The organism is Halorubrum aidingense JCM 13560, assembly GCF_000336995.1.
GTDB lineage: Archaea > Halobacteriota > Halobacteria > Halobacteriales > Haloferacaceae > Halorubrum > Halorubrum aidingense.
Window position 1 is genome coordinate 119,121 of the sequence record NZ_AOJI01000019.1, and the last position, 24,703, is coordinate 143,823.

General features: G+C 68.0%; 21 protein-coding genes. 10 read left to right on the top strand and 11 right to left on the bottom strand.

Annotated features, from left to right (window positions below):
* Nucleotides 1–98: 98 nt before the first annotated feature.
* The 5 genes from C461_RS06565 to C461_RS06585 form a co-directional block, all read right to left on the bottom strand.
* The gene (locus C461_RS06565) at nt 99–794 is read right to left on the bottom strand and encodes a halocyanin domain-containing protein (RefSeq protein WP_007999722.1); all 696 of its coding nucleotides are present in this window, start codon (nt 792–794) and stop codon (nt 99–101) included.
* 227 nt (nt 795–1,021) lie between these two features.
* Nucleotides 1,022–2,521, bottom strand: a complete 1,500-nt coding sequence (gene purF, locus C461_RS06570) for an amidophosphoribosyltransferase (protein ID WP_007999724.1) — start codon at nt 2,519–2,521, stop codon at nt 1,022–1,024.
* A 215-nt stretch (nt 2,522–2,736) separates the two neighbouring features.
* On the bottom strand, nt 2,737–3,132 hold the full coding sequence (locus tag C461_RS06575) for a DUF5820 family protein (RefSeq protein ID WP_007999727.1): 396 nt from the start codon (nt 3,130–3,132) through the stop codon (nt 2,737–2,739).
* 94 nt (nt 3,133–3,226) lie between these two features.
* Nucleotides 3,227–5,422, bottom strand: a complete 2,196-nt coding sequence (gene rqcH / locus C461_RS06580) for a ribosome rescue protein RqcH (RefSeq protein ID WP_007999729.1) — start codon at nt 5,420–5,422, stop codon at nt 3,227–3,229.
* Nucleotides 5,423–5,522: 100 nt separating this feature from the next.
* A complete protein-coding gene (locus C461_RS06585; protein ID WP_007999731.1) occupies nt 5,523–7,271 on the bottom strand; it encodes a tRNA uridine(34) 5-carboxymethylaminomethyl modification radical SAM/GNAT enzyme Elp3 in 1,749 nt (582 codons plus the stop codon).
* 89 nt (nt 7,272–7,360) lie between these two features.
* On the opposite strand from C461_RS06585, the gene C461_RS06590 reads away from it, so the two are divergent.
* The gene (locus C461_RS06590; RefSeq protein ID WP_007999734.1) at nt 7,361–8,656 is read left to right on the top strand and encodes a glycosyltransferase family 2 protein; all 1,296 of its coding nucleotides are present in this window, start codon (nt 7,361–7,363) and stop codon (nt 8,654–8,656) included.
* Between the two features lie 78 nt (nt 8,657–8,734).
* The gene (locus C461_RS06595) at nt 8,735–10,252 is read left to right on the top strand and encodes a DUF790 family protein (protein ID WP_007999736.1); all 1,518 of its coding nucleotides are present in this window, start codon (nt 8,735–8,737) and stop codon (nt 10,250–10,252) included.
* A gap of 894 nt (nt 10,253–11,146) precedes the next feature.
* Here C461_RS06595 and C461_RS06600 read toward each other — a convergent pair.
* Nucleotides 11,147–11,677, bottom strand: a complete 531-nt coding sequence (locus tag C461_RS06600) for a DUF7122 family protein (protein WP_007999737.1) — start codon at nt 11,675–11,677, stop codon at nt 11,147–11,149.
* Complete coding sequence (locus tag C461_RS06605) at nt 11,674–12,606, bottom strand: RsmB/NOP family class I SAM-dependent RNA methyltransferase (protein ID WP_007999739.1); 933 nt, start codon at nt 12,604–12,606, stop codon at nt 11,674–11,676. Before C461_RS06605 ends, C461_RS06600 begins: the two co-directional genes overlap by 4 nt.
* A gap of 106 nt (nt 12,607–12,712) precedes the next feature.
* Between C461_RS06605 and C461_RS06610 the strand changes: the two genes are divergently transcribed.
* The gene (locus tag C461_RS06610; protein ID WP_007999741.1) at nt 12,713–13,453 is read left to right on the top strand and encodes a proteasome assembly chaperone family protein; all 741 of its coding nucleotides are present in this window, start codon (nt 12,713–12,715) and stop codon (nt 13,451–13,453) included.
* Between the two features lie 32 nt (nt 13,454–13,485).
* Here C461_RS06610 and C461_RS06615 read toward each other — a convergent pair whose 3' ends face one another.
* Entirely contained in the window at nt 13,486–14,835 is a 1,350-nt protein-coding gene (locus tag C461_RS06615; protein WP_007999743.1) for an isochorismate synthase, read from the bottom strand.
* A 77-nt stretch (nt 14,836–14,912) separates the two neighbouring features.
* Entirely contained in the window at nt 14,913–15,593 is a 681-nt protein-coding gene (locus C461_RS06620; protein ID WP_007999744.1) for a sulfite oxidase-like oxidoreductase, read from the bottom strand.
* Between the two features lie 309 nt (nt 15,594–15,902).
* On the opposite strand from C461_RS06620, the gene C461_RS06625 reads away from it, so the two are divergent.
* The 3 genes from C461_RS06625 (at nt 15,903) to C461_RS06635 (ending at nt 18,456) form a co-directional block, all read left to right on the top strand.
* Complete coding sequence (locus C461_RS06625) at nt 15,903–16,118, top strand: ribbon-helix-helix domain-containing protein (protein WP_007999746.1); 216 nt, start codon at nt 15,903–15,905, stop codon at nt 16,116–16,118.
* Between the two features lie 121 nt (nt 16,119–16,239).
* Nucleotides 16,240–16,518: a UPF0058 family protein gene (locus C461_RS06630; protein WP_007999749.1), complete on the top strand. Its 279-nt coding sequence runs from the start codon at nt 16,240–16,242 to the stop codon at nt 16,516–16,518.
* 111 nt (nt 16,519–16,629) lie between these two features.
* Nucleotides 16,630–18,456: a rhomboid family intramembrane serine protease gene (locus C461_RS06635; protein WP_007999751.1), complete on the top strand. Its 1,827-nt coding sequence runs from the start codon at nt 16,630–16,632 to the stop codon at nt 18,454–18,456.
* A gap of 47 nt (nt 18,457–18,503) precedes the next feature.
* On the opposite strand, the gene C461_RS06640 is transcribed toward C461_RS06635, so the two are convergent.
* Together C461_RS06640 and C461_RS06645 are read right to left on the bottom strand one after the other, a co-directional pair.
* The gene (locus tag C461_RS06640) at nt 18,504–19,127 is read right to left on the bottom strand and encodes an METTL5 family protein (protein ID WP_007999753.1); all 624 of its coding nucleotides are present in this window, start codon (nt 19,125–19,127) and stop codon (nt 18,504–18,506) included.
* A 4-nt stretch (nt 19,128–19,131) separates the two neighbouring features.
* On the bottom strand, nt 19,132–19,530 hold the full coding sequence (locus C461_RS06645; RefSeq protein WP_007999754.1) for a hypothetical protein: 399 nt from the start codon (nt 19,528–19,530) through the stop codon (nt 19,132–19,134).
* A gap of 331 nt (nt 19,531–19,861) precedes the next feature.
* On the opposite strand from C461_RS06645, the gene C461_RS06650 reads away from it, so the two are divergent.
* The 4 genes from C461_RS06650 (at nt 19,862) to C461_RS06665 (ending at nt 24,643) form a co-directional block, all read left to right on the top strand.
* Nucleotides 19,862–21,004 (top strand): transcription initiation factor IIB, encoded by a 1,143-nt coding sequence (locus C461_RS06650; protein ID WP_007999756.1) that lies wholly within the window; start codon nt 19,862–19,864, stop codon nt 21,002–21,004.
* A 110-nt stretch (nt 21,005–21,114) separates the two neighbouring features.
* Entirely contained in the window at nt 21,115–21,549 is a 435-nt protein-coding gene (locus C461_RS06655; RefSeq protein ID WP_007999759.1) for a universal stress protein, read from the top strand.
* A 42-nt stretch (nt 21,550–21,591) separates the two neighbouring features.
* On the top strand, nt 21,592–23,433 hold the full coding sequence (locus C461_RS06660) for an AMP-binding protein (RefSeq protein WP_007999761.1): 1,842 nt from the start codon (nt 21,592–21,594) through the stop codon (nt 23,431–23,433).
* 61 nt (nt 23,434–23,494) lie between these two features.
* A complete protein-coding gene (locus C461_RS06665) occupies nt 23,495–24,643 on the top strand; it encodes an acyl-CoA dehydrogenase family protein (RefSeq protein ID WP_007999763.1) in 1,149 nt (382 codons plus the stop codon).
* The last annotated feature ends 60 nt before the right edge of the window (nt 24,644–24,703 follow it).

Sequence of the window (24,703 nt, forward strand, 5' to 3'; positions counted from 1 at the left end):
GAAAAACGCCGTTTGCACGCCTTCTCTCTCCACGCCGATCCGGTCCGGACGAGAGCGGCCCGCCGCAGTCGCGATGAACCGTCGCGCCGCCTCGCGGACTACTCCTCGTCGGTCGCCATCTTGTGCGCCGCGTAGAACAGCGGGATCAGCAGCGCTCCGGCGAAGCCGAGGCTGAGCGCGAGCGCGCCGATGTCGCCGGCGGAGAGGGTACGGCCGCCGCTCCCGCCGTCGTCGCCCTCGCCGTCGCTGCTGTTCTCACTTCCCTCGTCGTCTCCGCCCTCGCCGCCCTCGCCGTCGCCGCCTTCACCCGGCGTCACGAGGTCGTCGTCGACGGACCCGATCGCGACAGCCCCCTTCATGCCGACCGCCTCGTGGGGGACACAGAGGTAATTGAACGTGTCGCCGTCGGACGCGTCCTCGAAGGTGTACTCGAACGTCTCGCCCTCCCCGTCGACGGGGTCGCCGCTGTCGAACGTCTCGTCGTCGGCGACGACGTTGTGCGCGCCGCCCGCGCCCGTCCACTCCCAGACGACGGTCGTCTCGGGGTCGATGAGGATCGCGGCCGGCCCGAAGCGGAGCCCGTTGTCCCCGGCACCGACCTCGACTGTGACCTCGTCCTGGCCCGTGTAGTCGTGCGTGCCGTCGTAGTTGTCGACGTCGTCGAGCCAGCCGTCGTACTGGGCGGCGACGCTCCCGGTTCCGGCGGTGACGCCGGCCGCGACGGCGGCGCCCGCGGCGCCGGCCCTGAACAGCCCGCGACGGCTCATCGTCGTGTCGTCGGCGTTGAACGTCATACGTCTACGTCCCGTCGTGCGCGTATTTAAGCTCCCGATACGCGACGCTAACTCGTGACACCGGGGGGTACCGGCGGCGGGAGACGGGAGACGGCGGGGGATGGGAGGCGGTGGGAGACGGGAGACGGCGGGGGATGGGAGGCGGTGGGGGACGGGAGACGGCGGGGGACGGGAGACGGCGGGGGACGGAGCGTGAAAGAATTCGATCCGCCGACGAACGGGGGTTATCAGTCGTCCGCGAGCGTCGAATCCGGCGACGGGCTCGCGATCTCGCGATCGGTCTTCTCGCCCTCGACGTCGAACGGGTACTCGTCGGTGACACAGCCGAGACAGAGGTCGGCCCGGCTCTCGCCGAGCGCCTCGGCGACGGCGTCGACCGAGAGGTACGACAGCGAGTCGGCGCCGACCTGCTCGCAGATATCTTCGGTCGACGCGTCCGCGGCGATCAGCTCCTCGCGGGTCGCCATGTCGATACCGAAGTAGCAGGGCGCGATGATCGCGGGCGCGCCGATCCGGAGGTGGACCTCCTCGGCGCCCGCCTCGCGCACGAGTTCGACCAACTGGGTCGAAGTGGTGCCGCGGACGATGGAGTCGTCGATGATGGTGACCGATTTCCCCTCCACCGTCGACCGGATCGGGTTGAGCTTCAGGCGGACCGCTCGCTCGCGTTCGTCCTGTGTCGGCATGATGAACGTCCGGCCGACGTACCGGTTCTTCATCAGCCCCTCGGCGAACTCGATACCGTCTTCTCCCTCGGGCCGCGGGCTCCCGTCGGCGGCGGTCTCGCCGGACGCGTCGGCGTAGCCCGAGGCGAACGCCCGGCCCGAGTCGGGAACGGGCATCACCACGTCAGACTCGACGCCGGACTCCTCCCAGAGCTTCCGGCCGAGCGTCCGACGCACCTCGTACACGAGGTTCTCGTCGATCACGGAGTCGGGGCGGGCGAAGTAGACGTGCTCGAAGAAACAGTGGGCCGTCGACTCGCTCTCGACGAGCTGATAGGTGTCGTAGCCGGCGCCGTCGGGGTCCAAGACGACGAGTTCGCCGGGGCGCACGTCGCGGATGAGCTCCCCGTCGAGCGTGTCGATGGCGGCGGACTCGCTGGCGAGCACGTAGCCGCCGTCCACCTTCCCGAGACACAGCGGGCGGTTCCCCAGCGGGTCACGGACTCCGAGGACGGTGTCGTCGTGGGTGATGGCCAGCGAGTAGGAGCCGTGGATGCGGTTCATCGTGTGTTTGACGGCTCGCACGAGGTCCTCCTCCAGGAGGTTCCGCGCGAGGTCGTGGGCGATCACCTCGGTGTCGCCGTCGGAGGTGAACGCGTGGCCGGCCGCGGCCAATTCCTCGCGGACCTCGTCGGCGTTCACGAGGTTCCCGTTGTGCGAGAGCCCTAGCGAGCCGGACTTGAACGAGACGGAGAACGGCTGTGCACAGCTCTTGTCGAGGCTCCCCTCGGTGGGGTACCGGACGTGGCCGATTCCGGTGCCGCCCGACAGCGACGCTAAGTCTTCTTCGTCGAAGGCGTCGCCGACGAGCCCCCGCTCGACGTGGCTGTGCTGTTGGAACCCGTCGTGGGTGACGATCCCCGCGGACTCCTGCCCGCGGTGTTGGAGCGCGTACAGCGCGTAGTACAGCGGCCGTGCGGCCTCTCGGTCCGCGAGCGAGACGCCGACGACACCGCACTTCTCTCGCGGCTCGTCGGAGGTGTAGTCCCCACCGGCTTGCATATGTACGCCGCTGGGGCGTGAGTCGATAAAAACCCTCGTGTTCGTGGCATCTACAGCCCCTTTAAACCGTTAAAACATCCACAAACGTGGATCGATCGAGGGAAATGCGCTGGCCGACGGCGCCTCGGTCGCGTCCATCGTCCCGCGCTCACAATCGGCTCGATTCTGTCCGATCTCCCGTGCTCACACCCGGTCCGATCCCGTCGGCGCTCGCCTCACTCCGCCGCTGACTCCCCGCCGACGTACTCGTCGAGCCGCTCGAAGTAGTCTTCGCGAGGCACCTGGTACGCGGCTCGGTAGTCGATCTCGCCCGCGGCGAACCGCGCCGCGACGTCGACGGCGCTGGCCGCGCCGGCCTCGCGACCGTCGTGCGTCTCCGCGACCGCCTCGATCTCGGGTTCTAAAAAGAGGACGACGTGCCACTCGTCGGTGGCGTACTGCCCGGCGCCCGGCCGGGCGTTTCGCGAGCCGTTCGTCAGGTAGATCGTCGGGAGACACTCCGGCGGGAGGTCGTCGCCGCTGAAGACGTCCGGTCGGTAGACGAGGATGGCCCGACCGCTCGGCTCCTCGTTCCACACCCGCCAGCCGTCCGGCAGCGCCTCGAAGCTCATACGCCGACTCGGTCGCGGAGGCTTGAAAGGGTCGCGCTCCGGCCCGATCGCGACGGCGAAACGGAGACGGCGGTCGAAGCCGGCCTCGACCGCCTCAGTCGACGATGTCGGAGCCGCCCGGCGGCAGGAACTCCTGGAGCTGGTCCGCGCTCGCGACCTTGCGCACGAACGACTGGTCGGCGAAGCGGCTCTTCAGCTCCCGGTACACCATCATCGCCGCGTCGTTCTGGGCGTACATCCCCGGCTCCAGCGTCACCGAGGCGGCCGCGCGGTCGACGATCGCCGACGGCGGCCCGCCGATCGCTCGCGTCACCGGCTCGCACTGGACGCCGACGGCGACCCGGCAGGGCACGTCCTCGAAGTAGGTTCGGTCGCCGCGGATCACGAAACTCCCCTTCTCGATGTACTCGCCGCTCTCGGGCGTCTTCGAGACCTGATCGGGCTCGACCATGTACGCGTCGCCCGCGCCGCGGCCGTCCTTCCAGTCCGAGGAGTACGACACCGCGAACTGCGCGGCCTCCCGGAGCGTCTGCTCGGAGAAGTCGACCGGGTCCGCCGACTCCGACGGCCCGGCGGCCTTCAGCAGGGTCACCGGCCCCCCGTGCGCCTGCGTGTGGAAGAACCGGTCGTGTTTCCCCATGTACTTTTTCACCAACTCCTCGTTCTGGTCGGCGTTGCGGCCGCCGATGACGAGATACCCCGACGCGGTGTGGAACCAGCGGAACCGCTCGTACCAGTCTTCCGGCCGTCGGATCGGGATCGACGAGCGCGAGAGCCAGTCGATCTCGTGTTCCTCTTCGTCGTCGTCCTCCTCGGAGTCGGACTGGTCGTCGTCGGCCGCCGCCTGCTGAGCCGCCCACTCCGCTTTCCGCTCTTTGACCGCCTCCAGCTCCGCCCGGGTGGACTCGATCGCCTGCTCGGCGCCCGCCTTTTTGTCCTCGATCCGCTTGGCCTCCTGGTACAGCCGGTCAGCGTTGACCTCGACGCCCGCGCCCGTGTCGATCTCGACGCGAGTGCCGTCGTCGCCCAACTCGACCGTGACGGTCCCGTCGCTCCCGTCCACGTCGACGACCGCTTCGGCGGCCGGAATGCCTCGCTCCGCGCCGGCGGCCAGCGTGTCGGCGATCTCGTCCCACGGGACGTCGTTCGCGCGGGCGTCCCGCACCGTCGAGAGCACCTCGTCGACGAGGTCGTACTCGGCGTACAACAGCTCCGCGCGCTCGCGCTCCTGTGCCGCCTGCTCGTCGAACCCCTCGATCGCCCCGCGCTGCTGTTCGATGATCCGCTCCTGTTTGGCGATCTCCTCCTCGAAGTCGGGCCGGGACGCGCTGGCGTCGGCGGGGGCTTCGCCCGCGTCGGTGTCCTCGTGTTCGAGCCGGTAGAAGTACTCGTCGACGGCGGCGTTAAACGAGTCGAAGCCGACGCTCGGGAGCCCCTCGTGTTCCGAGAGCGGGAACGGAGTGACGTCGACGACCCGGGGGTCCCGGTCCGTGTCGGAGCCGGCGTCTCCGTTCCCGTCTTCCTCCCCGTCCCCGTCGAGCGCCTCCTCGTACACGCGCGGGTCGATGTCGCCGGAGCGGAGCCGCTCGCCGATCCGCGAGAGCGCCTCGTGGAGCGCCCGGAGTTGGTCGTCGGTCGCCTCGTCGACCGGGAGCGTCTTCTCGACGCCCGCGCGGGTGCACACCTCCTCGGCGTAGAGCCCGCCGAGGTTGAGCTGGGTCGCCAGCGTCCGCACCACGTCGCTGTCGGACTCGCGCATGTGGCGTTTGAACCCGCCGAGGCTCACGTCGAGGGGGTTGAGCCGCGAGGCGGGGTACTCGTACTGCGCGCCGGGCGCGACGGTCCGCGACTTGAGCCGGACCGTCGAGAGCGACCCGACGACCTCGCCGGTCTCGTCGAGCGCGGCGACGTTCCCCTGCCCGAACAGCTCGGCGACGAGCGTCGTGTTCTCGTCCTCGCGCTCGAACTCGAACGTGAGGATCCGGTCGAACTCGTACTGCTCGACGCCCGCGAAGTCGGCGCCCGACAGGCGGTTCCGCAGCATCTTCGCGAAGTTCGGCGGGCGGCCGGGCGCGTCCGCGACGTGCTCGGGGTCCGCGACGTGAGCGCGCTTGACGTCGCCCACCTCGATCATGAGTTCGACGCGCCCGCGGTCGAAGTCGCGGAGCTTCAGCCGGAGCAGGTCGTCGTCGTAGAGGTACGCCTTGTCGACCTTCGCGCCCGCGTACCGATTGAGCTCGGTGACGAGCGCGCCGAGGTCGATGCTCGACAGCTCCCGCTTCTGGTCCATACTCGACAGAGACAGTCGGCCCGGAAAAAGGCGTGTCGTTGTGCGGACGGGCCGTCGAGGCGAGGAGAGACGAACCGAGAGCGGTCGCGTCCGGTGTCGACTACAACCGCTTCGAGACGTACGGCCCGTCCTGGTGGTAGCCGAGCTTATTCCGGTAGTACTCGCGGGCGCCGATCCCCGAGATGATCGCCAGCTTGCGGTAGCCGGCGTCGCGGGCGAGTTCCTCGGCGCGTTCGAGGAGCTTCTGTCCGTACCCCTGATGCTGCCAGTCGCCGTCGCCGCCGATGGCGACCTCGGTGCCGTACACGTGAAGCTCGCGGATGAGCGCGGCGTCCGCGAGCTCGCGGCGGGTCGCGTCGGTTTCGGTGCCCGGCGCACCGGGCTGGTCGGGCGAAAACGAGGGGAACCGCAGGCGGCAGAACCCGACGAGCAGATCGCGAACGGGGTCTTCGAAGGAGATGAAGTGCTCCGTTCCGCCGCCGGCCTCGTAGGTGAACACGTCGAGTTCGACGTCGTCCGGGTCGGGGTCGGCGTCGTTGTGACCCACCTCGCGGGCGCGGATGTCCCGCTGGACGATCCCCTTCTCCTCGGCCCGCTGGTCGGCGAGCTGACGGAGGTTCGACTTCCAGACGCCGCCCTCGATGAAGTCCGCGGGGATGTCGCGCTGGACGCGCTGGAGCCGGGTGTACTTCGGGATGAGGTCCATCACCTCGGCGACGACGTCGGCCGCCTCCTCGTTGGAGAGCGGCTCGAACTCGTCGCGGCGCCAGCGGTCGTACACGCGGGTGCCCCCGACGACGAGCGTCGGGTAGATCTTCAGGTAGTCGGGCCGCCACTCGGGGTTCGCGAACAGCTGCCGGAAGTCCTCGACGCACATTTCCTTGGTCATCCCCGGCTGGCCCGGCATCATGTGGAAGCCGACTTTGAAGCCGGCGTCGCGCAGGCGGCGGTTGGCGTTCCGCGACGCCTCGTTGCCGTGGCCGCGGTGCATCTCGCGGTTGATCCGCTCGTAGGTGGTCTGGACGCCGACCTCGACTTTGGTGCCGCCGAGATCGAGCATGCGGTCGATCTGCTCGGGGTCACACCAGTCCGGCTTCGTCTCGAACGTCGTCCCGATGTTGCGGATCTCGTTGGTCTCGTTCTCGGCGATCACGTCTTCGAGGTACTCGAACTCGGCCGCCTCCGGGTCGGGCGCGAACGACTCTCCCTCGGCGGGTTCGGGCTCTTTGTCGAGGTCGTAGTCGTTCATCGCCTGCAGCGCGCGCTTGACGAACCACTCCTGGTAGTCGTGCGAGCGCGCCGTCATCGTGCCGCCCATCAGGATGAGCTCGGCCTTGTCGACCGGGTGGCCGATCTTCCGGAGCTGTTCGAGCCGGAGGGTGACCTGCCCGTACGGGTCGTAGTCGTTCTGCTTGCCGCGGGCCGCGGCGGGCTCGTGGCCCGTGTACGACTGCGCCGAGGAGAACTCCGAGGCGGGACCGCCCGGACAGTAGAGGCACTTCCCGTGGGGACACAGCTTCGGCGAGGTCATGATCGCGATGGGGGACACCCCGGACGCGGTGCGGACCGGCTTCCGCTGGACGACCTCGATCACGTCGTCGCGGGCCTCGGCGGGCGTGTGGTCGAGGATCTCGGTGTTCTTCGGCACCTTCGGGGAGGAGAACTCCGAGCAGGCGTCGAGCTTCGCGGACTCGAGGTCGTCGCGGTCGATCTCGCCCGCGAGGATCCGATCGACCAACGCCTCGCAGGCGCGGGTGAACGCCTCGGGCTCGTCGCGTTCGCCGGATTTCTCGGCGCCGCCCTCGCCGTCTGCATCGGCGTCCGCGTCACTCGCCGCGTCGGTACTCATTACCCTCCGATCGACGGGTTTCGGAGTTAAGCGTGTCGCACCCGGGTGGGAATAGACAGCATCATGTGGTTAGTAATTGGATACAATGTGTGAGTAGCCACCTCGTCTCGTGGGTGTTCGCAGCGTTCGTGTTCACCCAGGCGCTGTACTTCGTGGTCAATCTCGCGGTGGCGGGATTGCTCTACGTCAGAACGCCCAACGCCGTTCCCGATGAGGATCCCACCGAGTACCGACCTATCGACGTACTGATCGCGATCCGGGGAGAGCGACAAGAGATAATCGAGGAGACCATCGAAGAGATATTCGAACAGGAGTATCCCGATGATCTGATTCACGTGTTCGTGGTCTACGAAGAGGACGACGCCGTGGTTGAGGAGTACATCAACGACCTCATCCGAGAGGCGTCGGAGCACGACCGAGACGTGGTCTCGGTCGGCGTCGATCGTGAGAGCCTCCAGTACTATCTCCAGGCCGACGGCCGCATGATCGAGGGGGGCCGGCTCCCGCGGTCGAAAGCGGCGGCCCTCACGTACGCGTTCGCGACCTTGTCGTTACAGCCGGAGCACGTCATCACCGTCTACGACTCCGACACCGAACTGCCGCCGGATACGTTCGCGTTGGCCGTCCGAGGCTTACAAGAGTATGACGTAGTGCAAGCGAAACAGACGGTTCGAAACCACGCCAGCGGGTGGCTCCCGGCGCTTGAAGCGATGGGAATCGCCGCCTGGTCGCACGTCATCTACGCGAGCGCCAGCAAGGGACCGTATCAGCTGCTGGGGAAAGGGTACTTTTTCGAGATCGGAAAATTGTACGCGCTCGGCGGCTGGGACGCCAACGCGATCACCGAGGACATGACCCTCGGCGTCGAGGCGTATCTGCGCGGCTACGAGCTCGGTGTCATCGATCGATACGTTCAGGACCTCTGTCCCCCGAGATTTCGCGACTGGCGGAAGCAAAAGCGTCGCTGGGTGATGGGCCCGTACGAGCATCTGCTCGACGAGCGGCTGACCTGGCGCGACCGGACTCGGTTCACGACGTTCACCGTCGCAAACCAGATGCTCTCGCTCACGAATCTCATCGGTGTTCCGGCGGGGGCATTCGTTTTCTGGCGGACGGTCAGGGGGACTCCCTTCGAGTTCACCGGAGTGTTGACCGCCATCGTCGTCGTGAACTTCGCGACCTGGCTCTACTACTCCATTCGGACCTACGCCGCGACTCGTGACGCCGTGCAGTTCGAGTCTCGCCGCGACAAACTTCTCTTTTACCTCCTGTCGAACCCGCTTACACAGGTTCTGTACGCGACGATCTGGGTGGTTCCGATCGTCGGCGCACTGTTGCGGTTCGCCCGCGGCGAGGAGATAGACTTCGAGATCACCCCCAAGTGACCAGGCCGCCCGGAGACGGAGGCTTCCCGCTGCAGACAAACCCCCCGCTTTACTTCGACGGCGACGTAGCGGCGGAACGTGTTACGGAAGGACCTCCTGCGCGCGTCCCGGGCCGGCGGCGGGTTCCACCCGCGCTTTGCGACCCGCGAGCACCGCCCGCTCGCGGCGCGAGTACTCGAGACGTTCGAGTCCCACGTCGGGGAGCGTCGCGGCGACCTCGACGACGCGCTGGCGGCGCTGGAGTCTGACGCCGCCGAACGCGGTGGCGACTTCAAGCTCGTCCGGGGACTCGCCGCGCTCGTCGAGCGGGAGTGTACCTTCGAGACGCGCGCGCCGGTCCCTCCGCGTCGCGTCCGCCGGGCCGCGTTCGAGGCCGCGGAGGCGGTCGGCGTCGCCACGAGCGACGAGCGGACGGCCGCGATCGACCGCGCCGCCGACGCGCTCGGGCTCGCGAGCGAGGACGTGGAGGCGTCGCTGTACGCCGACCGCGACGTCAACGAGATCCTCGTCGACGCCGACGTGCGCTGGGGCCCCGACTCGCTGCTCGCGCAGTACGACCTCTCGCTCGCGCAGACCGCCCTCTTCGACGCCACCGAGGTCAGGGTGCGCTCGAACGACCCGAAGCGGCTCGTCTCGGCGGTCAAGCGGCTCCGGCTGATGTACGAAGTGGAACGGACCCCGGCCGGCCGCGAACTCGTCGTCACCGGGCCGGACGCGCTCTTTTCGCGCACCCGGCGGTACGGGACCGCGTTCTCCCGGCTCCTCCGGACGGTCGCGGAGTCGGCCGAGTGGGAGCTGACGGCGACGATCGACGACCGCGGCCGCGAGCGCACCATGCGCCTCTCCGAGGGCGACGTGACCGTGCCGGGCGTCGAACCGGTCGCGGAGCCCGACTTCGACAGCGGCGTCGAGGCCGACTTCGCCGGGCGGTTTCGCGGGCTCGACCTCGACTGGACGCTGGTGCGGGAGCCGGAGCCCCTCGAAACCGGGACCCGGGTGATGATCCCCGACTTCGCGTTCGACTACGACCACGCCGACTTCCGGCTGTTCTTCGAGGTGATGGGGTTTTGGACGCCCGAATACGTCGCGAAGAAGCTCGGCCAGCTCGCCGACGTGGAGGACGTGGACCTGCTCGTCGCCGTCGACGAGACGCTGGGCGTCGGGGAAGAAATCGCCGCCCGCGACCATCGGGTGGTGACGTACACCGGGAGCGTCCGGGTGAAAGACGTGGTCGACGTGCTCCGCGAGTACGAGGCCGAGTTCGTCGCCGACGCCGCCGCCGACCTCCCCGAGTCGCTGTCGCCCGACGCCGACGCGATCGGGCTCGATGACCTCGCGGACGAGCACGGCGTGAGCGTCGAGGCGATCGAGGGGAAGGCGTTCCCCGACCACGAACTGGTCGGGCGGACGCTCGTGCGCCCCGCGGTGCTGGCGGCGGCGGCGGAATCGATCGAGGCGGGGATGGCGCTCTCCGAGGCGGAATCCGCGCTCGACGAGCGCGGGATCGACGACGCGAGCGCCGCGCTCTCGCGGCTCGGGTACCGCGTCGCGTGGGAGGGGCTCGGCGGCGGGACGCTGCGGGAGAAGGAGGAGTAGGCGCGAGGGAGTCGGTGGTCCGGAGCGACGCGGAGGACCACCGACGAGGCTGGGGAGGCGTGAGGTGCGGTTGCAGTGCGGGGCCGGGTGGACTCAAAGGGGCAACAGCGAGTCACGCGAGTCCTTGCGGCTGGGGCTTTGGCGGTGTTCTCCGTCAACTGGTCATCAATCGCTTATAAGCGAGCGGCTGGAAATTTGAAAATGTGGTTCTGTTGGGATCTTACTTATCACATATAAGATGAGCTGAAACAGCCAGTCGTCGCAGACTGCGTATCTATCAATAGTTCCAAGCGCTGTCCCGCATCAGAAGTGTTTACACTATCACCACCGGTCGCATAGGTGTGTCCCCCTCTCGTCGTACTTTCCTCACCGGTTTGAGTCCCGGCTTACTCGCTATCGCAGGGTGTGCCTCTCCCTTCCAGCAATCTCGAACGCGTATCGGTGAAATCGTTCTCTTAAATATGGACGACAAGGACTATACAGTTCGAGTACAGGTTCAGTCTTCAGGTGAGACGCTCTACGACACGAGCAAGGAGATCCCTCCGTCGAGCGAAGAACAGCCCGTTATTACTCCTGACGATGGGCTACCGACTGAACTCCGAAAATACACGGTTTCCGCGACGCTCGATGGAGGGGAAGATTCGATATCGAGAACGTATCCAACGAAGGGCGGAGACTGTTATTCGGTGACCGTTCGTGTTGGGACGGACGGACGATTCAGAGATATGCCGTCCGATTCGGCGTTCGAAGGCTGTAGTCAGTAGGACACCTGTACTGAGCGATTGAGAACAAAGAATGTCAATTTCTGAGGGATTCAACAGAGCCGAAAATATTCAGCGCCGATCCACGATCTCCTATTTATAAACGAGCGAGCGATTCGCCGCCGCGCTCCCGCTACTCCACGACCGGCAGGTCCGCCCGACTCCCCTTCGGTACGACGGAACGGAGTTCGTCATAGAGGTACAGCCCCACGCCGATCGGCGCCTGCCCGCCGGCGATCTCGTGGGTCGCGATCAGGTACCCCCAGTCGCCGTCCCACTCGGGGAGGTCCTGGTCCTCGCCGGCCGCGAAGCGGGACGCCTGCGCGGGATCGAGCTCGATCACGTTCGTCCTCGCGTGCGCGCCGAACCGGGAGACCGCTCGCCCCGTCGGCTTCCAGTGCTCCTGTCGCGTCCGGAGGAACGTCATCCCGATCGCCTCCACCTCGCTGGGGTCGGTCGCCTCGCCGTTGAAGATCCAGACCTTGCCGGCGCCCTTCTCCCAGAAGCTGTACCCCTCGAAGACGCTCGGGTCGATCCCGAACCGCTCGTGCCACCAGTCGAGCACCTCGCGCCGGCTCGCTCGGCCCTCGACCTCGCGGTCGGCGGGGGTCTCGGGGAGCCGAGCGAACCGCTGACCGTCGTTGGTGGGGTTGGCGTCGGTCACGCTCCGACCTCCGTGTTCTCCTCCCCGCCGACGCGCAACTTCGCGCAGAAGAACCCGCCGGTGTCGTTATGGTGCGGGTAGATCCGATGCGCGCGGGTGACGCTGTCGTCGAACGTCTCGCCGTCCCACTCGGTGACGCCGGGGACCGTGTCGAGCGGGAGGTCGACGTCGACGATCTCGCAGTCCTCGTTCGCGAGGACGTGATCGAGCACCGCCTCGTTCTCCTCGGGCGCGAAGGTGCACGTGGAGTAGACGACGGTGCCGCCGGGGCGAGTCGCCTGCACGGCGCGCGCCAAGATCCCCTTCTGGATGCCGGCGACGCCGTGAACGTGGTCGAGCGTCCACTGGTCGACGACGTCCGGGTTCTTCCGGCAGGTGCCCTCACACGAGCAGGGGGCGTCGACGAGCGCGCGGTCGAACTCGTCGAACGCGAGCGGCTTCGTCGAGAAGTTCCGAGCGTCCTGGTTCGTGACGATCGCGTTCGTCACGCCGAGCCGCTCGGCGTTGTGCCGGAGCGCGGAGAGCCGCCCGAGGTTGTTGTCGTTGGCGACGACCGTCCCGTCGTCGTCCATCGCGTCGGCGATCTGCGTCGTCTTGCTGCCGGGCGCCGCGCAGGCGTCCCAGACGCGCTCGCCGGGTTGCGGGTCGAGCGCGAGCCCGGGGAGCACGGAGACCTCCTCCTGGCCGTGCGTCCAGCCGTGGACGTACGGCCAGTTGCCGCCGGGGTTCCCGTCGGGGAGCCGAAACAGGCCGTCGTGCCACTCGACCGGCTCGTAGGCGACTCCCTCCTCGTCGAAGGCCTCGCGGACGCGGGCCGGTGACGCGGCGATCCCGTTCACGCGGACGACCGACGGCAGCGGTCGGTCGCAGGCCGCGCGGAACGCCGCCGCGTCGTCGACGAGCGGTTCGTACCGCTCCAGCGGATTCATGCCTCCCCTTTCGCGCCGGCCCGTTAGTCGGTTTCGGGACGGGCTGACGACGCTCCGTCCGCCATCGCGCCCCACCTTTAGGTCGGTGCCCGTCGTACGCGAGCACATGGCACGGATAACCGTTCTCGACGACGGTATCGAGCTGGACGGCCCGACGCTGGTCGAGGGGTTCCCGGGCGTCGGACTCGTCGGCAAGATCGCGACGGACCACCTGATCGAGGCCCACGAGATGACCCACTACGCGAACGTCCACTGCGACGGGATCCCCCGCGTGGCCGTCTACCAAGATTCGGACCCGTCGCTGACCACGCCGGTCCGCCTGTACGTCGACCCGGAGGCCGACCTCGTCGCGCTCCGGAGCGACATCCCGGTCGCCCCGGACGCCGCAACCGAGGTCGCCGGCTGTCTCGACGGCTGGTTCGACGAGACCGACACGTTCCCCGTGTTCCTCTCCGGGCTCGGCCGGGAGAAGGACGAGGAGCCGCCCGCGTTGTACGGGATCGCGACCGGCGACGGCGACGACGCCCTGACGGGCGCCGAGATAGGCGCCCCGCCCGAGTCCGGGCTCGTCTCCGGACCGACCGGAGCGATGCTCGCGGAGTCGCTGGAGCGGGACCGCGACGCCGTCGGGCTGGTCGTGGAGTCGGACCCGCAGTTCCCCGACCCGGAGGCGGCGCGGATACTCATTCAGGACGGGATCGATCCGATCGCCGGCACCGAGACGCCCACCGACGGGCTCGTCGAGCAGGCGACCGAGATTCGGAACGCGAAACAGTCGTTCGCGAAGCGGATGCAGGAGGCGACCGAAGAGAGCTCGCAGGCGGAGCCGCTGAAAATGTTTCAGTAGGTTCGGCCGCGCTCCCGACCGGACGCGGCCCGTTAGTTCTCCGCTTCCAACTCGTCGAGGATCGGCCGGTACTTGAGTTGGATCTCGTCCCACTCGCGGTCGGGGTCGGAGTCGGCGACGAGGCCGACGCCCGCAAAGAGGGTGGCGCGGCGCGGCGTCGCGACCGCAGAACGGATCGCGACCGCGAACGCGCCGTTGCCGGCGGCGTCGATCCAGCCGACGGGGGCGGCGTACCAGCCGCGATCGAACGGCTCCGTCTCCCGGATCGTTTCGAGCGCGCGGTCCGGCGGGAGCCCGCCGACCGCGGGGGTCGGATGGAGCGCCTCGACGAGTTCGAGAACGTGTCTCTCGGCGTTCAGCTCGGCGGTGATCGGCGTGTGGAGGTGTTGGACGGTGGCGAGCCGGCGCACCCGGCGCTCGCCGGCGGAGATGGACGCCGCGAACGGCTCCAACTGCTCGCGAACGGTGTCGGCGACGAGCTCGTGTTCGTGGACGTTCTTGTCGTCGTCGAGGAGTTCCCGTGCGAGCCACTCGTCCTCGGCCGGCGTCTCGCCGCGGCCGGTCGTTCCCGCGAGCGCGTCCGTCTCGACGGTGCGGCCGCGGAGCGCGACCAGTCGCTCGGGGGTCGCGCCGAAGAACGCGCTCCCGTCGGCGTCGGGCTCGAAGTAGTAGCGGTGACAGTCGGGGTACTTCTCGGCGAGCCGGTCGAGCGTCGCGGCGTGCGGGAAGTCGGCGGCGAGGTCCGCTTCCAGCGCCTGCGCGAGGACGACTTTCTGGAGATCGCCGCCGCGGATGCGGCCGACCGCGGCCTCGACGCTGTCGCGCCACGCCGCTCGGCTCGTCGTCCGGCGGCTCTCGGTGATCCCGGGCCGCGGCGGCCGGGGCGTCTCCGGGTCCGCCGCGCGGTCGGCCGCGTCGATCCGGTCGACCTCCCGCGCGAGCCGGGCTTCCACGTCGGCGACGTCGGCGTCGGTCCCCGTCGCGTTCACCGTGAGCCAGACGCCGTTGTCGGCGAACGTCACCTGCACGCGCGGGAGGACGAACCGCGCCTCGGGGAACGGTCCCCACGGGTCGCCGTCGCACCCTCCCTCGTGAAACGCGAAGCCGCCGAAGAGCCGCGGTCGAGCGGCCTCGGTGCCGGCGTGGACGTCGCCTGAGTCGAACAGCGCCGTCGCGGCCGACCGTATCTCGGCGAAGCGGTCGGGGCCGCTCGCGGTCAGCGTCGCGGCCGCGCCGCTCCCGAGCACGAGAGCGTCATCGGGCGCGCTCCACGTCGTCCGCGGCGCCGGGAGCGCGTCGAAGGCGGCCGCGAACGCTGGCGCCTCGATCCCGGTCGTGCGGCTGACGAGTGGGGGTGACGACGTCGAACGCGCCTGTTCCATTGGCTCTGAGTCGGGGCTGGGGGGCCTTTATCCTGACTATCACGGGGGTCCGCGCGGATCGATACGATCGGCGGGGTTCAGCTGTAGCGCTCCTCGTTCCACGGGTTCGCCGTGTCGCTGTAGCCGCGCTTCTCCCAGTAGCCGAGCTCCTTGTTGGTGAGGAACTCGACGCCGGAGACCCACTTCGCCCCTTTATAAGCGTACTTGTGAGGCGTGACGACGCGGATCGGGCCGCCGTGGTCCGCGGGGAGGTCCTCACCGTCGTAACCGTACGCGAACAACACGCCGTCGCGGGCGCACTCGTCGAGCGTGAGGTTCGTCGTGTAACCGTCGAGCGCGTGAAACAGGACGTGCGTTACGTCGTCGTCGACGCCCGCTCGGTCGGCGATCTCGGTGAACTCGACGCCGGTGAACGCGCAGTCGAACTTGCTCCAGCCGGTGACGCAGTGGAAGTCCTGTCGCTGCGTGACCGCGGGGAGGTCGCGGAACTCCGAGAGCGAGTAGCTCAACCGCTCGTCGACGGCGCCCCACACCTCGAACGCGAACGAGTCGGCGTCGGCCGACGGCGTCCCGCTCTTCGAGAGCACCGGGAACCGGTCCGTCTCCCGCTGTCCCGGCGGGAGTCGGTCGTCGCCGTACTCGCGGTAGATGTCCGTGAGGTCTGTCGCGTCCGTCGTGTCCGTCGTGTCCGTTGCGTCCGTTGTGTCAGCGTGGCCCGCCGTCGCCTCCCCGTCGTCGACGGCACCGGATTCGGTCATACCCCAGCGTAAGGATCCCGTCCACCTATCGGTGTCGCTCCTCCGACTCGCGCCCGCAGACCACCGCCTCATCGCCTGCACGCCGTCTCAGAAACGGTTGTGACGCTCGACCACCGCCGCGACGAGTGCTGTATCAGGCGCCGTAACAGGTGCCGTTACGTGTCATACCGTTCGGAATGTCTTTCATAGTATAAAACAATAGTTTTGAAGAATAAAATAGATATTATAATATCACCCATCTCAGCTTTCCCAACACCGTATCCTCGACGTCACATTTATATACCCATTCCCATTACTCTCGGGCAGAAAATGCCACGAGTAAAAATAACCGTGCCGGAGCATCTGGAGATGCAGATCGCCCAGATGGTCGAGCAGGGTGAATTCCTCAATCGCGAAGAGGCGGTCGAGGAGCTGTTGTCGACGGGGATCAAGGCGTACAAAACGAGCGGCCCGATGGAGGACGACGACTCCAGCGGCTTCGAGGACGAAGGGATGATGGGCCACGAAGACGAGTACGTTTTCTAACGGTCGGTGTCGCCGCTGTTTTCACGGCTGTTCATCACCGCCGAGAGCGGGCTTCGCGCGCGAGAGCTGTGCGTATACCCCTCAACAACCCTTATAGGGAGTACGACCCGTACTTCAGCGTATGCACAAGGACGAACTGCTCGAACTCCACGAACAGATGGTGACGATCATGGAGCACTTCCGCAGCCACGAGACGGTCGACAGCTCGCTTTTCGATCCGTACGACGAGCTCGACGTCGACCCCTCGCACGTCCACAAATCGAAGAGCGAACACAAACACGCCGTGTTCGTGCTCGGGAACGCCCTCGCGAACGCGATGAGCGAAGACGAGTTCTCGCCCGCCGGCCGCGTCGGCAAGCGGATGGAGGAGCTCGCCGACGACGCCGAAAACAAGATCTGAGGCCGCGGACGGCGAAGGACCGAAGGACCGGAGAGTCGGAGACGACGAGTCGAACCCCACGGACTCGGTAGACCCGCGGATTGATATGCGACCGCCCGTTTTTTCCACGAAATGATCGCGGACGCGGTGACGGCCGACGCGGTTCACCTCGCCGTCGGCGGGATGCTCGTCGCCGTGGCGCTCGCCGTCGTGTACTTGATCGACCGACCGGACGGCGCGTGGACGCGGTCGCTTCGGTCGCGGTTGCTCCTTGGCGTTCCTTGGGGGACGCTCGTCGTCGTCGCCGTCGTCGTCGCCGTCTACCTGTTCGTCCAGCGCGGGATCGAGAACCCGAACCGACCCGTCGTGATCCCGTTCCGATCGTGGTCGTACTTCTACCCGGAGGGGATGTTCTGGTCGGGATTCGCCCACTCGAGTCGCGGACACATCACCGGGAACCTGCTCTCGACGCTCGTCGCGGGGACGCTCGCCGAGTACGCCTACGGCCATTTCCCGGACGGTCGCAACGTCGACGACGAGACCGGGACGGTTCGATCGCACCTCCCGGCATCCGACTGGCGCGAGGCGATCGGCGACGCGGTCCCCGACCGCGACGCGTTGCGGGCGTCCCTCACCGCGGGTCGAGCGGTGTCGAACCCCTACGTCCGAGCGTTCCTCGTCGTTCCCGGCGCGATGCTGCTGTTCGGCTTCGTCTCGTCGCTGTTCGCGCTCGGACCCGTGATCGGTTTCTCGGGCGTCGTCTTCGCGCTCTGGGGGTTCGCCCTGATTCACTACCCGATCGGCACGGTGGCGGCGCTGACGGGCGCGACGCTCGCGAACGTCGTCTACGAGACGCTTCGGAGCCCCGTCGTCACCGCGACGGCGAGCGGGTCGTACGGCGCCCCGAGCTGGGCGAACATCGCGGTTCAGGGCCACGCGATCGGGCTGATCTCGGGCGTCATCGCCGCGGTATGGGTGGTGCGCCGGCGTCGTCGCCGCCGCCGTCGCCGGTCGCTCTCGGCGACGCGGGAGCGAACCGAGACCGCCGCGCTCGCCGCGTTCGGCGCCATCCTCCTGTTCGGGGCGTCGCGCCGGCTCTGGGCCGTCTACTGGTACCTCGGGAACGAGCAGTACGAGCTGTACCGCGCGCTCGGCGTCGGGCTGCTCGCCCTCCTCGCGGCCCTCGTCGCCCTCGCGGTCGCCGGCCGCGAGGAGCCGTTCTGGCCGACTCGCGCCGTCCGACGCCCGGCGACGCTCCGAGAGGGCGTCCGGTCTGCGACGCCGGCCGCGGTCGGGCTCCTGCTCCTCGTCTCGGCGCTGGCGGTCGTCGCCGGCCCCGGAATCGTCCCGAACCTCACGACGGTCAACGACGGCGACCTCCCCGGCGACCCGATCGAGGTGAACGGGTACCAGGTGACCTACGCCGAGAACGTCGAAGACCAGACGGTGAGCGTCGTCGACGTCGAGGCGTTCGGCCGATCGACGGTCGTCAACACCTCGGGGGTGATCGTCTCGAACCCCGACCGGGAGATCTGGACCACGGCGGTCTCGCGGGGGAACCTCGCCTTCTGGGGGTACCGCGCGATCGACGTCGGCGGAACCGGCTGGCGCGAGACCGTCTGGGTCCAGCGCACGGGCTGGGAGACGACGAACGGGGGAACGGCGTACCGGGTCGACGGGATCCGCGACGAGACGCGGTCGACGCTGTTCACGAGCGAGCCGGCGCGAGCGGAGCCGCGCGTCGACGGCCGAAACGTGACGGTCGCCGCCGTCGACGCGGGGTTCGAGCTCCGGGTCGAACACGACGGGACGAACCAGACCGGGGCGCTGCCCGGAACCAACGAGTCCGTGACGCTCCAGGGCGTCTCATTCGTCCGCGAAAACGACAGGGTGGTGGCAGAGCGCGGCGAGACGCGGGTCCAGATCGCCCAGCGGGAGCGATACGAAGGGCGGCAGTAGCTGCCGTCGACCGGCGGAGCGGGAGACACCCGGAACGCTCGAAGGGGTTAGGCCCACTCGATCCGGAACACTTCGACGTCGACGTCGCGGGACGCGTCCGCGTGGTGATCGAACTGCGCGTCGATCGCGAAGTCGGCGGCGAACGCGTGGGTCACCTCGCCCCCGTTGTCGTCGGCGAACGCCTCCACGAAGGCCTGACTGCCCGCGTTGTGAACCGAGTACGACACGTCAGCGATCTCGCTCGCGGTCGCGAGGAACCCGCGATCCGCGTTGCGATTCCCGTCTTGTGCGCCGAACGGCGGGTTCATGACGACGGTGACGGCGTCAGGGATGACCAGCGGGAGCCGCGTCGCGTCGGCCTGGATCCAATGGACGGGAGCGCTGGCGGCGACCCGTCGCTCGTTGGCGACCGCGGTCGTCAGCGCGGCCCGATCGAGTTCGATACCGAACACGCGTGCGGGGCCGCGAAGGGCGGCGGCGAGCGCGAGCATCCCCGTCCCGGTGCCGAGGTCGACGACGGTGCGTCCGTCGACGTCGCCGTGGAGGTCGGCGAGGTGGACGACGTGCGCCGCCAAGTCCGGCGGTGTCGGGTACTGTTCGAGCGCGACGCGCGGGGTCTCGAACCCGGTAACGACCCCCAGCTTCGTCGCGAGCGAGCGTTTGCTCGCCATCCGCTCAGGCGTCGATGCCGTCGCCGGTCCGGACGAGTTCGACGCCTTCGCGGCGGGCGCGCTCCGCGACCGCCGACAGCGCCGGCTCGGCCACGTCCGGGTCGGCGACCTCGTCGAGCCGGACCTCGACTCGACCGGCGCCGAGGAACGCCGCGGCCCGCACGAACTCGCGGAGCCGGTCCGCCTCGCGCTGGGTGGCGAGCGTGTCGCCCGCGTCGAAGCGAGCCGCGACCGACAGCGTCGCGGGCTGGTAGCCGCGGGCCGACAGTTCGGCTTTGAGATCGCGGAGGTGCGCCGGCGCCGTGCTGTCGATGTCGTCGGCGTCGATCACGATCGGGTCGATTTCTGCCGGGCGACAGCCGCGCAGCGCCGCTTCGATCCCGCCGGATTGCGTCGTGCTCATACACCCTCATATACGATAGTAATACAAAAGTATTACTGAATGTCCAGTAGTAATAATTAATAGCGGGGTGACGCGTTCGCGGGAGCGAGGCGGACGACCGATCCCGGAAGACGTCGAGCGGATTCCGACCGCGCGCGACGGTCACGTTTCGTGTTCACGGCGGGTTTGCGAGCGACGGTCTCATCGGTGGTATCGACGTCTCAACCTGTGTTTTTCAGCGGACACAGGCCCCCTCTTCGAGATATTCGCGGGTTTGAGCGATCTGTGCGCGGGACAACAGATCGGGAACTGGGACAAAGGTTTAAATGCGACAATAACCAGAAACCTTATAATGGAACGTCCGAGCCGCCAGCGCCAACAGGAGCGGGACACCGAGCGAGAATCGGACGAGGAAACGCTCTCCTGCCCGGAGTGCGAGTCGAAAGACATCGTCACCGACGCCGATCAGGAGCTCGTCTGTGAGGACTGCGGGCTGGTGCTGGACGAGCGGAACATCGATCGCGGCCCGGAGTGGCGGGCGTTCAACCACTCCGAGCGGCAGTCGAAATCGCGCGTCGGCGCCCCCATCACCGAGACGATGCACGACAAGGGGTTGACGACGACGATCGACTGGAAGGACAAGGACGCCTACGGGCGGTCGCTCTCCTCCGAGAAACGGTCGCAGATGCACCGGCTGCGCAAGTGGCAAGAGCGCATCCGCACGAAGGACGCGGGCGAGCGCAACCTCCAGTTCGCGCTCTCCGAGATCGACCGCATGGCCAGCGCGCTNCGGCTGCGCAAGTGGCAAGAGCGCATCCGCACGAAGGACGCGGGCGAGCGCAACCTCCAGTTCGCGCTCTCCGAGATCGACCGCATGGCCAGCGCGCTCGGCGTCCCCCGCTCGGTACGCGAGGTCGCCTCCGTCATCTATCGACGCGCGCTCAACGAGGACCTCATCCGCGGGCGCTCCATCGAGGGCGTCTCCACCGCCGCCCTCTACGCCGCCTGTCGNGTCATCTATCGACGCGCGCTCAACGAGGACCTCATCCGCGGGCGCTCCATCGAGGGCGTCTCCACCGCCGCCCTCTACGCCGCCTGTCGACAGGAGGGAATCCCGCGATCCCTCGACGAGGTCGCCGACGTCTCGCGGGTGCCGCAAAAGGAGATCGGTCGGACGTATCGGTACATCTCTCAGGAGCTCGGTTTGGAGCTCAAACCGGTCGACCCGAAACAGTTCGTTCCTCGATTCGCGTCCGCGCTGCAGCTGAGCGAGGAGGTCCAGTCGAAGGCGACGGAGATCATCGACGTCTCCGCCGAGCAGGGGCTGCTCTCCGGAAAGTCTCCGACCGGGTTCGCCGCGGCCGCTATTTACGCCGCCTCGCTTCTGTGTAACGAGAAGAAGACGCAGCGCGAAGTCGCCGACGTCGCGCAGGTCACCGAGGTCACCATCCGCAACCGGTACCAAGAGCAGATCGAAGCGATGGGGTTCCGGTAGGGGCGACCGCGGGAACGGTCGGTCGTCGGTAGTCGCGGCCGGGTCGGTGAATTCCCCGTGCGGTTCTGTGATCGGGTTTTTAATCCGTACCGAGCGTACTCGCTGACGAGATGTACTCCGAGATCCTCGTGCCGACGGACGGGAGCCCGGCGTCGGCCGCCGCGATCGACCACGCGATCGACCTCGCGCGACAGTACGACGCCCGACTACACGCCCTCTACGTCGTCGACGGGGCGGCGTACTCGACGCTCGAAGCCGGCGCGGAGATCGTCGTCGAGGCGCTCGAGTCCGAAGGAGAGGAGGCGACAGCGCACATCGCCGAAACCGCCGCCGACGCGGGCGTCGAGTGCACGACGACGGTGACCACGGGAACCGCCTATCGCGCCATCAGCGACTACGTCGAGGAGCACGCGATCGACATGATCGTGATGGGGACTCACGGCCGAAAGGGGCTCGACCGATACCTGCTCGGCAGCGTCACGGAGCGGGTCGTTCGGACCGCGACGGTGCCGGTACTGACCGTCAGACAGCCGGCCGATGAGTGAGCGTCGGCCGGAGCGATCGCGCCCCGACAGAGGGTGACACCGATGCGCGACTGGCTATCCCACCGCGTCGTCTCCTCGCCGGACAGCGTGGCCCTCGTCCGATCCGAAGACGGCGAGTCGTGGACGTACACGGGCCTCGAACATCTCGTCTCGGAGACGGCCGGCCGACTCGTCGCCCACGGGATCGAGGCGGGCGACAGGCTCGGCGTGGTGACCCCGCCGTACGTCGGCACGGTCGGGCTGATTCACGCGGCGATGCGGATCGGGGCGACGTTCGTCCCGCTCGGTGAGGGGCTCACCGAGCGAGAACTCGCCGAACGGATCGACAGCGCGGACGTCTCGGCGGTCGTCTGCGCCGAGTCGACCGAAACCGCGGCCATCGCGGCCGCCGATCGGTCCGAGCCCGTGCCGGTGTTCTCCGTCGACAAGCCGGCGGTCGACGCCGTCGCCGGCGTCCACGACCTCGACCCCGACCCGGTCGATCCCGCGGAGTGGGGCTTCTCCGATACGCTCTGTATCCTGTTCACGTCGGGAACGACGGGAGATCCGAAGCCCGTCCCGCTCACCGTGGGCAACGTGTACAGTTCGGCCGTTGCGTCGGCGTTCCGGCTCGGCGTCGACCCCGACGATCGCTGGCTGGTGTCGCTCGCGCTCCACCACATGGGCGGGCTCGCGCCGGTGTACCGCTCCGTCCTCTACGGGACGACGCTGGTTCTCCGCGAGGGATTCGATCCGGGGGGAACCGCCGACGACATCGACACCTACGACGTGACCGGCGTCTCGCTCGTGCCGACGATGCTCCAGCAGATGCTCGACCGGCGGGGGACGCTCGCGGACTCGCTCCGCGCGGTGTTACTCGGCGGCGCGCCGGCCCCAGACGAACTGCTCGAACGGTGCCGCGACTACTCGGTGCCGGTGTACCCGACCTACGGGATGACCGAGTCGGCCTCGCAAGTCGCGACCGCGACGCCGCGACAGACGCGTGATCGGCTCGACACAGTCGGCCGACCGCTGTTCGGAACGGACGTGACGATCGTCGGCGACGACGGCGACCCCGTCGACCCCGGAGAAACGGGCGAGGTCGTCGTGGACGGCCCGACGATAACTCCCGGGTACATCGACGGGGAGACCGGCGAACTGGACCGGTCGGCGTTCGGCGCGCACGGGCTCCACACCGGCGACGTCGGGCGCGTCGACGAGAGCGGGTTCCTGTACGTCCTCAACCGCCTCGACGACCGGATCATCAGCGGCGGCGAGAACGTCGAACCCGGCGAGGTCGTCGACGTGCTGCGGGGGTTTCCCGGGGTCGAAGACGCCGCCGTCGTCGGACTCGACGACGACGTGTGGGGCGAGCGGGTCTCGGCGCTCATCGTCGTCGAGAACCGGCGTCAGTCCGACGACAGCGGGAGTAACGAGGGGAGCGAGACCGGCGTGCTCAAGGCCGGCGGCGGGGCGTTAGCACCCCTCGACGAAGCGGATCTCGTCGCGTTCGCGCGCGAGCGCCTCGCGGGTTTCAAGATCCCGAAAACTGTCGCGTACGCCGAGGAGCTGCCTCGAACGGTCTCCGGAACGATCGATCGGGAAGCGGTGCGCGCGCTGCTTCGCGAGGAGGGACACGAGCCGCGCGACGGGACCGAAGGCGATCTGAAGACGGCGGGGTTCGAGCCGGCAGATCCGATCGGTTCGACCGATTCAACCGATTCGGCCGACACGATCGGGTCAGTCGATTCGACTGAGCCGTCTGAGCCGACGGAAACAGCCGACGGGGATCGTTCCGAGGACGCGACGGATCGGAACGACGATTCCGACGGCGGAGAGCCCGACGGCGACGCGACGGACCGCGACGGCGACGCGACGGACCGCGACGGCGACACGATCGAGTAAACTCACCCGCTGTTTTTCGTTGTTCCACGACTGTTTTGACCACGGGGTCCACAGACCGACCATGGATCTGCTCGACGACAGCGTCGTGCCGGAACACGCACGATCGGTGAAACAAGAGGCCCGCGAGTTCGCGGCCGAGCACATCGCCCCGAACGCCGAGGAGTACTACGACTCGGGCGACTATCCGTGGGAAGTGCTGGAGGCCGGCATGGACGCCGGGCTCGTCGCCCAGGACATCGGCGAGGAGTACGGTGGGAAGGGGTACGACCTCGCGCAAATTCTCGCGATCGCGGAGGAGTTCTACCGCGCCGACGCCGGGATCGCGCTCACGCTCCAGCTCGCGAGCTTCGGCTGTGAGATGGTCGAACAGTACGGGACGGACGAACAGAAGGAGGAGTACCTCCGCCCCGTCGCGGAGAACGACCAAATATCGGGACTCGGGGTCTCGGAGCCCGAGACCGGATCTGACCTCGCGGGGATGACGACGACCGCCGAGAAAGTCGACGGCGGGTACGAGATCACCGGCGAGAAGTACTGGGTCGGCAACGCCGTCGAGGCCGACTGGCTCACCGTCTACGCGAAGACCGGCGACGGCGATGACCGGTACTCCAACTACACGCTGTTCATCGTCGAGACCGATTCCGACGGGTACGAGGCGGAACACATCCCCGAGAAGATGGGAATGCGCGCCTCCAAGCAGGGCCACATCGTTTTCGACGACTGCTTCGTCCCCGAGGAGAACGTCGTCGGCAGCGAGGGCGGCGGCTTCTACGTGCTCGCGGACTTCTTCAACCACGGCCGGATCGTCGTCGGCGGTCACGGGCTCGGACTCGCCGCCGCCGCCATCGAGGAGGCCGAGGAGTTCGTGCACGGCCGCAACGCGTTCGGGCGCACCGTCAACGAGTTCCAGGCCGTCCAGCACACGCTCTCGGACATGCGGATCGGCTTCGAGTCGGCGCGCGCGCTCAACTGGCGCGCCTGCGAGAAGGTCGCCGACAACGAGGACGCCGGCTACTGGGCCGCGCTGGCGAAGACGAAGTCGACCGAGGTCGCCACCGACTGCGCCGAGAAGGGTATGAAGCTCCACGGCGGGCGCTCGATCCTCACCGACCGCCGGATCGCCCGCGTCTACCGCGACGTTCGCATCCCGGTGATCTACGAGGGCGCGAACGACATCCAGCGGAACCTGATCTACCGGCAGTCGCGGTAGCGGACGCGTAGATTCGATCCGAGGCGGGCGACGAAAACGCCAAGACGCCGGGCCGACAGT

Bases quoted from the DNA above. Each gene is read 5' to 3' on its own strand.
- C461_RS06565 (WP_007999722.1), bottom strand. From the start codon at position 794: ATGACGTTCAACGCCGACGACACGACGATGAGCCGTCGCGGGCTGTTC.
- purF (WP_007999724.1), bottom strand. From the start codon at position 2,521: ATGCAAGCCGGTGGGGACTACACCTCCGACGAGCCGCGAGAGAAGTGC.
- C461_RS06575 (WP_007999727.1), bottom strand. From the start codon at position 3,132: ATGAGCTTCGAGGCGCTGCCGGACGGCTGGCGGGTGTGGAACGAGGAG.
- rqcH (WP_007999729.1), bottom strand. From the start codon at position 5,422: ATGGACCAGAAGCGGGAGCTGTCGAGCATCGACCTCGGCGCGCTCGTC.
- C461_RS06585 (WP_007999731.1), bottom strand. From the start codon at position 7,271: ATGAGTACCGACGCGGCGAGTGACGCGGACGCCGATGCAGACGGCGAG.
- C461_RS06605 (WP_007999739.1), bottom strand. From the start codon at position 12,606: ATGAATCCGCTGGAGCGGTACGAACCGCTCGTCGACGACGCGGCGGCG.
- C461_RS06610 (WP_007999741.1), top strand. From the start codon at position 12,713: ATGGCACGGATAACCGTTCTCGACGACGGTATCGAGCTGGACGGCCCG.
- C461_RS06615 (WP_007999743.1), bottom strand. From the start codon at position 14,835: ATGGAACAGGCGCGTTCGACGTCGTCACCCCCACTCGTCAGCCGCACG.
- C461_RS06620 (WP_007999744.1), bottom strand. From the start codon at position 15,593: ATGACCGAATCCGGTGCCGTCGACGACGGGGAGGCGACGGCGGGCCAC.
- C461_RS06625 (WP_007999746.1), top strand. From the start codon at position 15,903: ATGCCACGAGTAAAAATAACCGTGCCGGAGCATCTGGAGATGCAGATC.
- C461_RS06630 (WP_007999749.1), top strand. From the start codon at position 16,240: ATGCACAAGGACGAACTGCTCGAACTCCACGAACAGATGGTGACGATC.
- C461_RS06635 (WP_007999751.1), top strand. From the start codon at position 16,630: ATGATCGCGGACGCGGTGACGGCCGACGCGGTTCACCTCGCCGTCGGC.
- C461_RS06640 (WP_007999753.1), bottom strand. From the start codon at position 19,127: ATGGCGAGCAAACGCTCGCTCGCGACGAAGCTGGGGGTCGTTACCGGG.
- C461_RS06645 (WP_007999754.1), bottom strand. From the start codon at position 19,530: ATGAGCACGACGCAATCCGGCGGGATCGAAGCGGCGCTGCGCGGCTGT.
- C461_RS06655 (WP_007999759.1), top strand. From the start codon at position 21,115: ATGTACTCCGAGATCCTCGTGCCGACGGACGGGAGCCCGGCGTCGGCC.
- C461_RS06660 (WP_007999761.1), top strand. From the start codon at position 21,592: ATGCGCGACTGGCTATCCCACCGCGTCGTCTCCTCGCCGGACAGCGTG.
- C461_RS06665 (WP_007999763.1), top strand. From the start codon at position 23,495: ATGGATCTGCTCGACGACAGCGTCGTGCCGGAACACGCACGATCGGTG.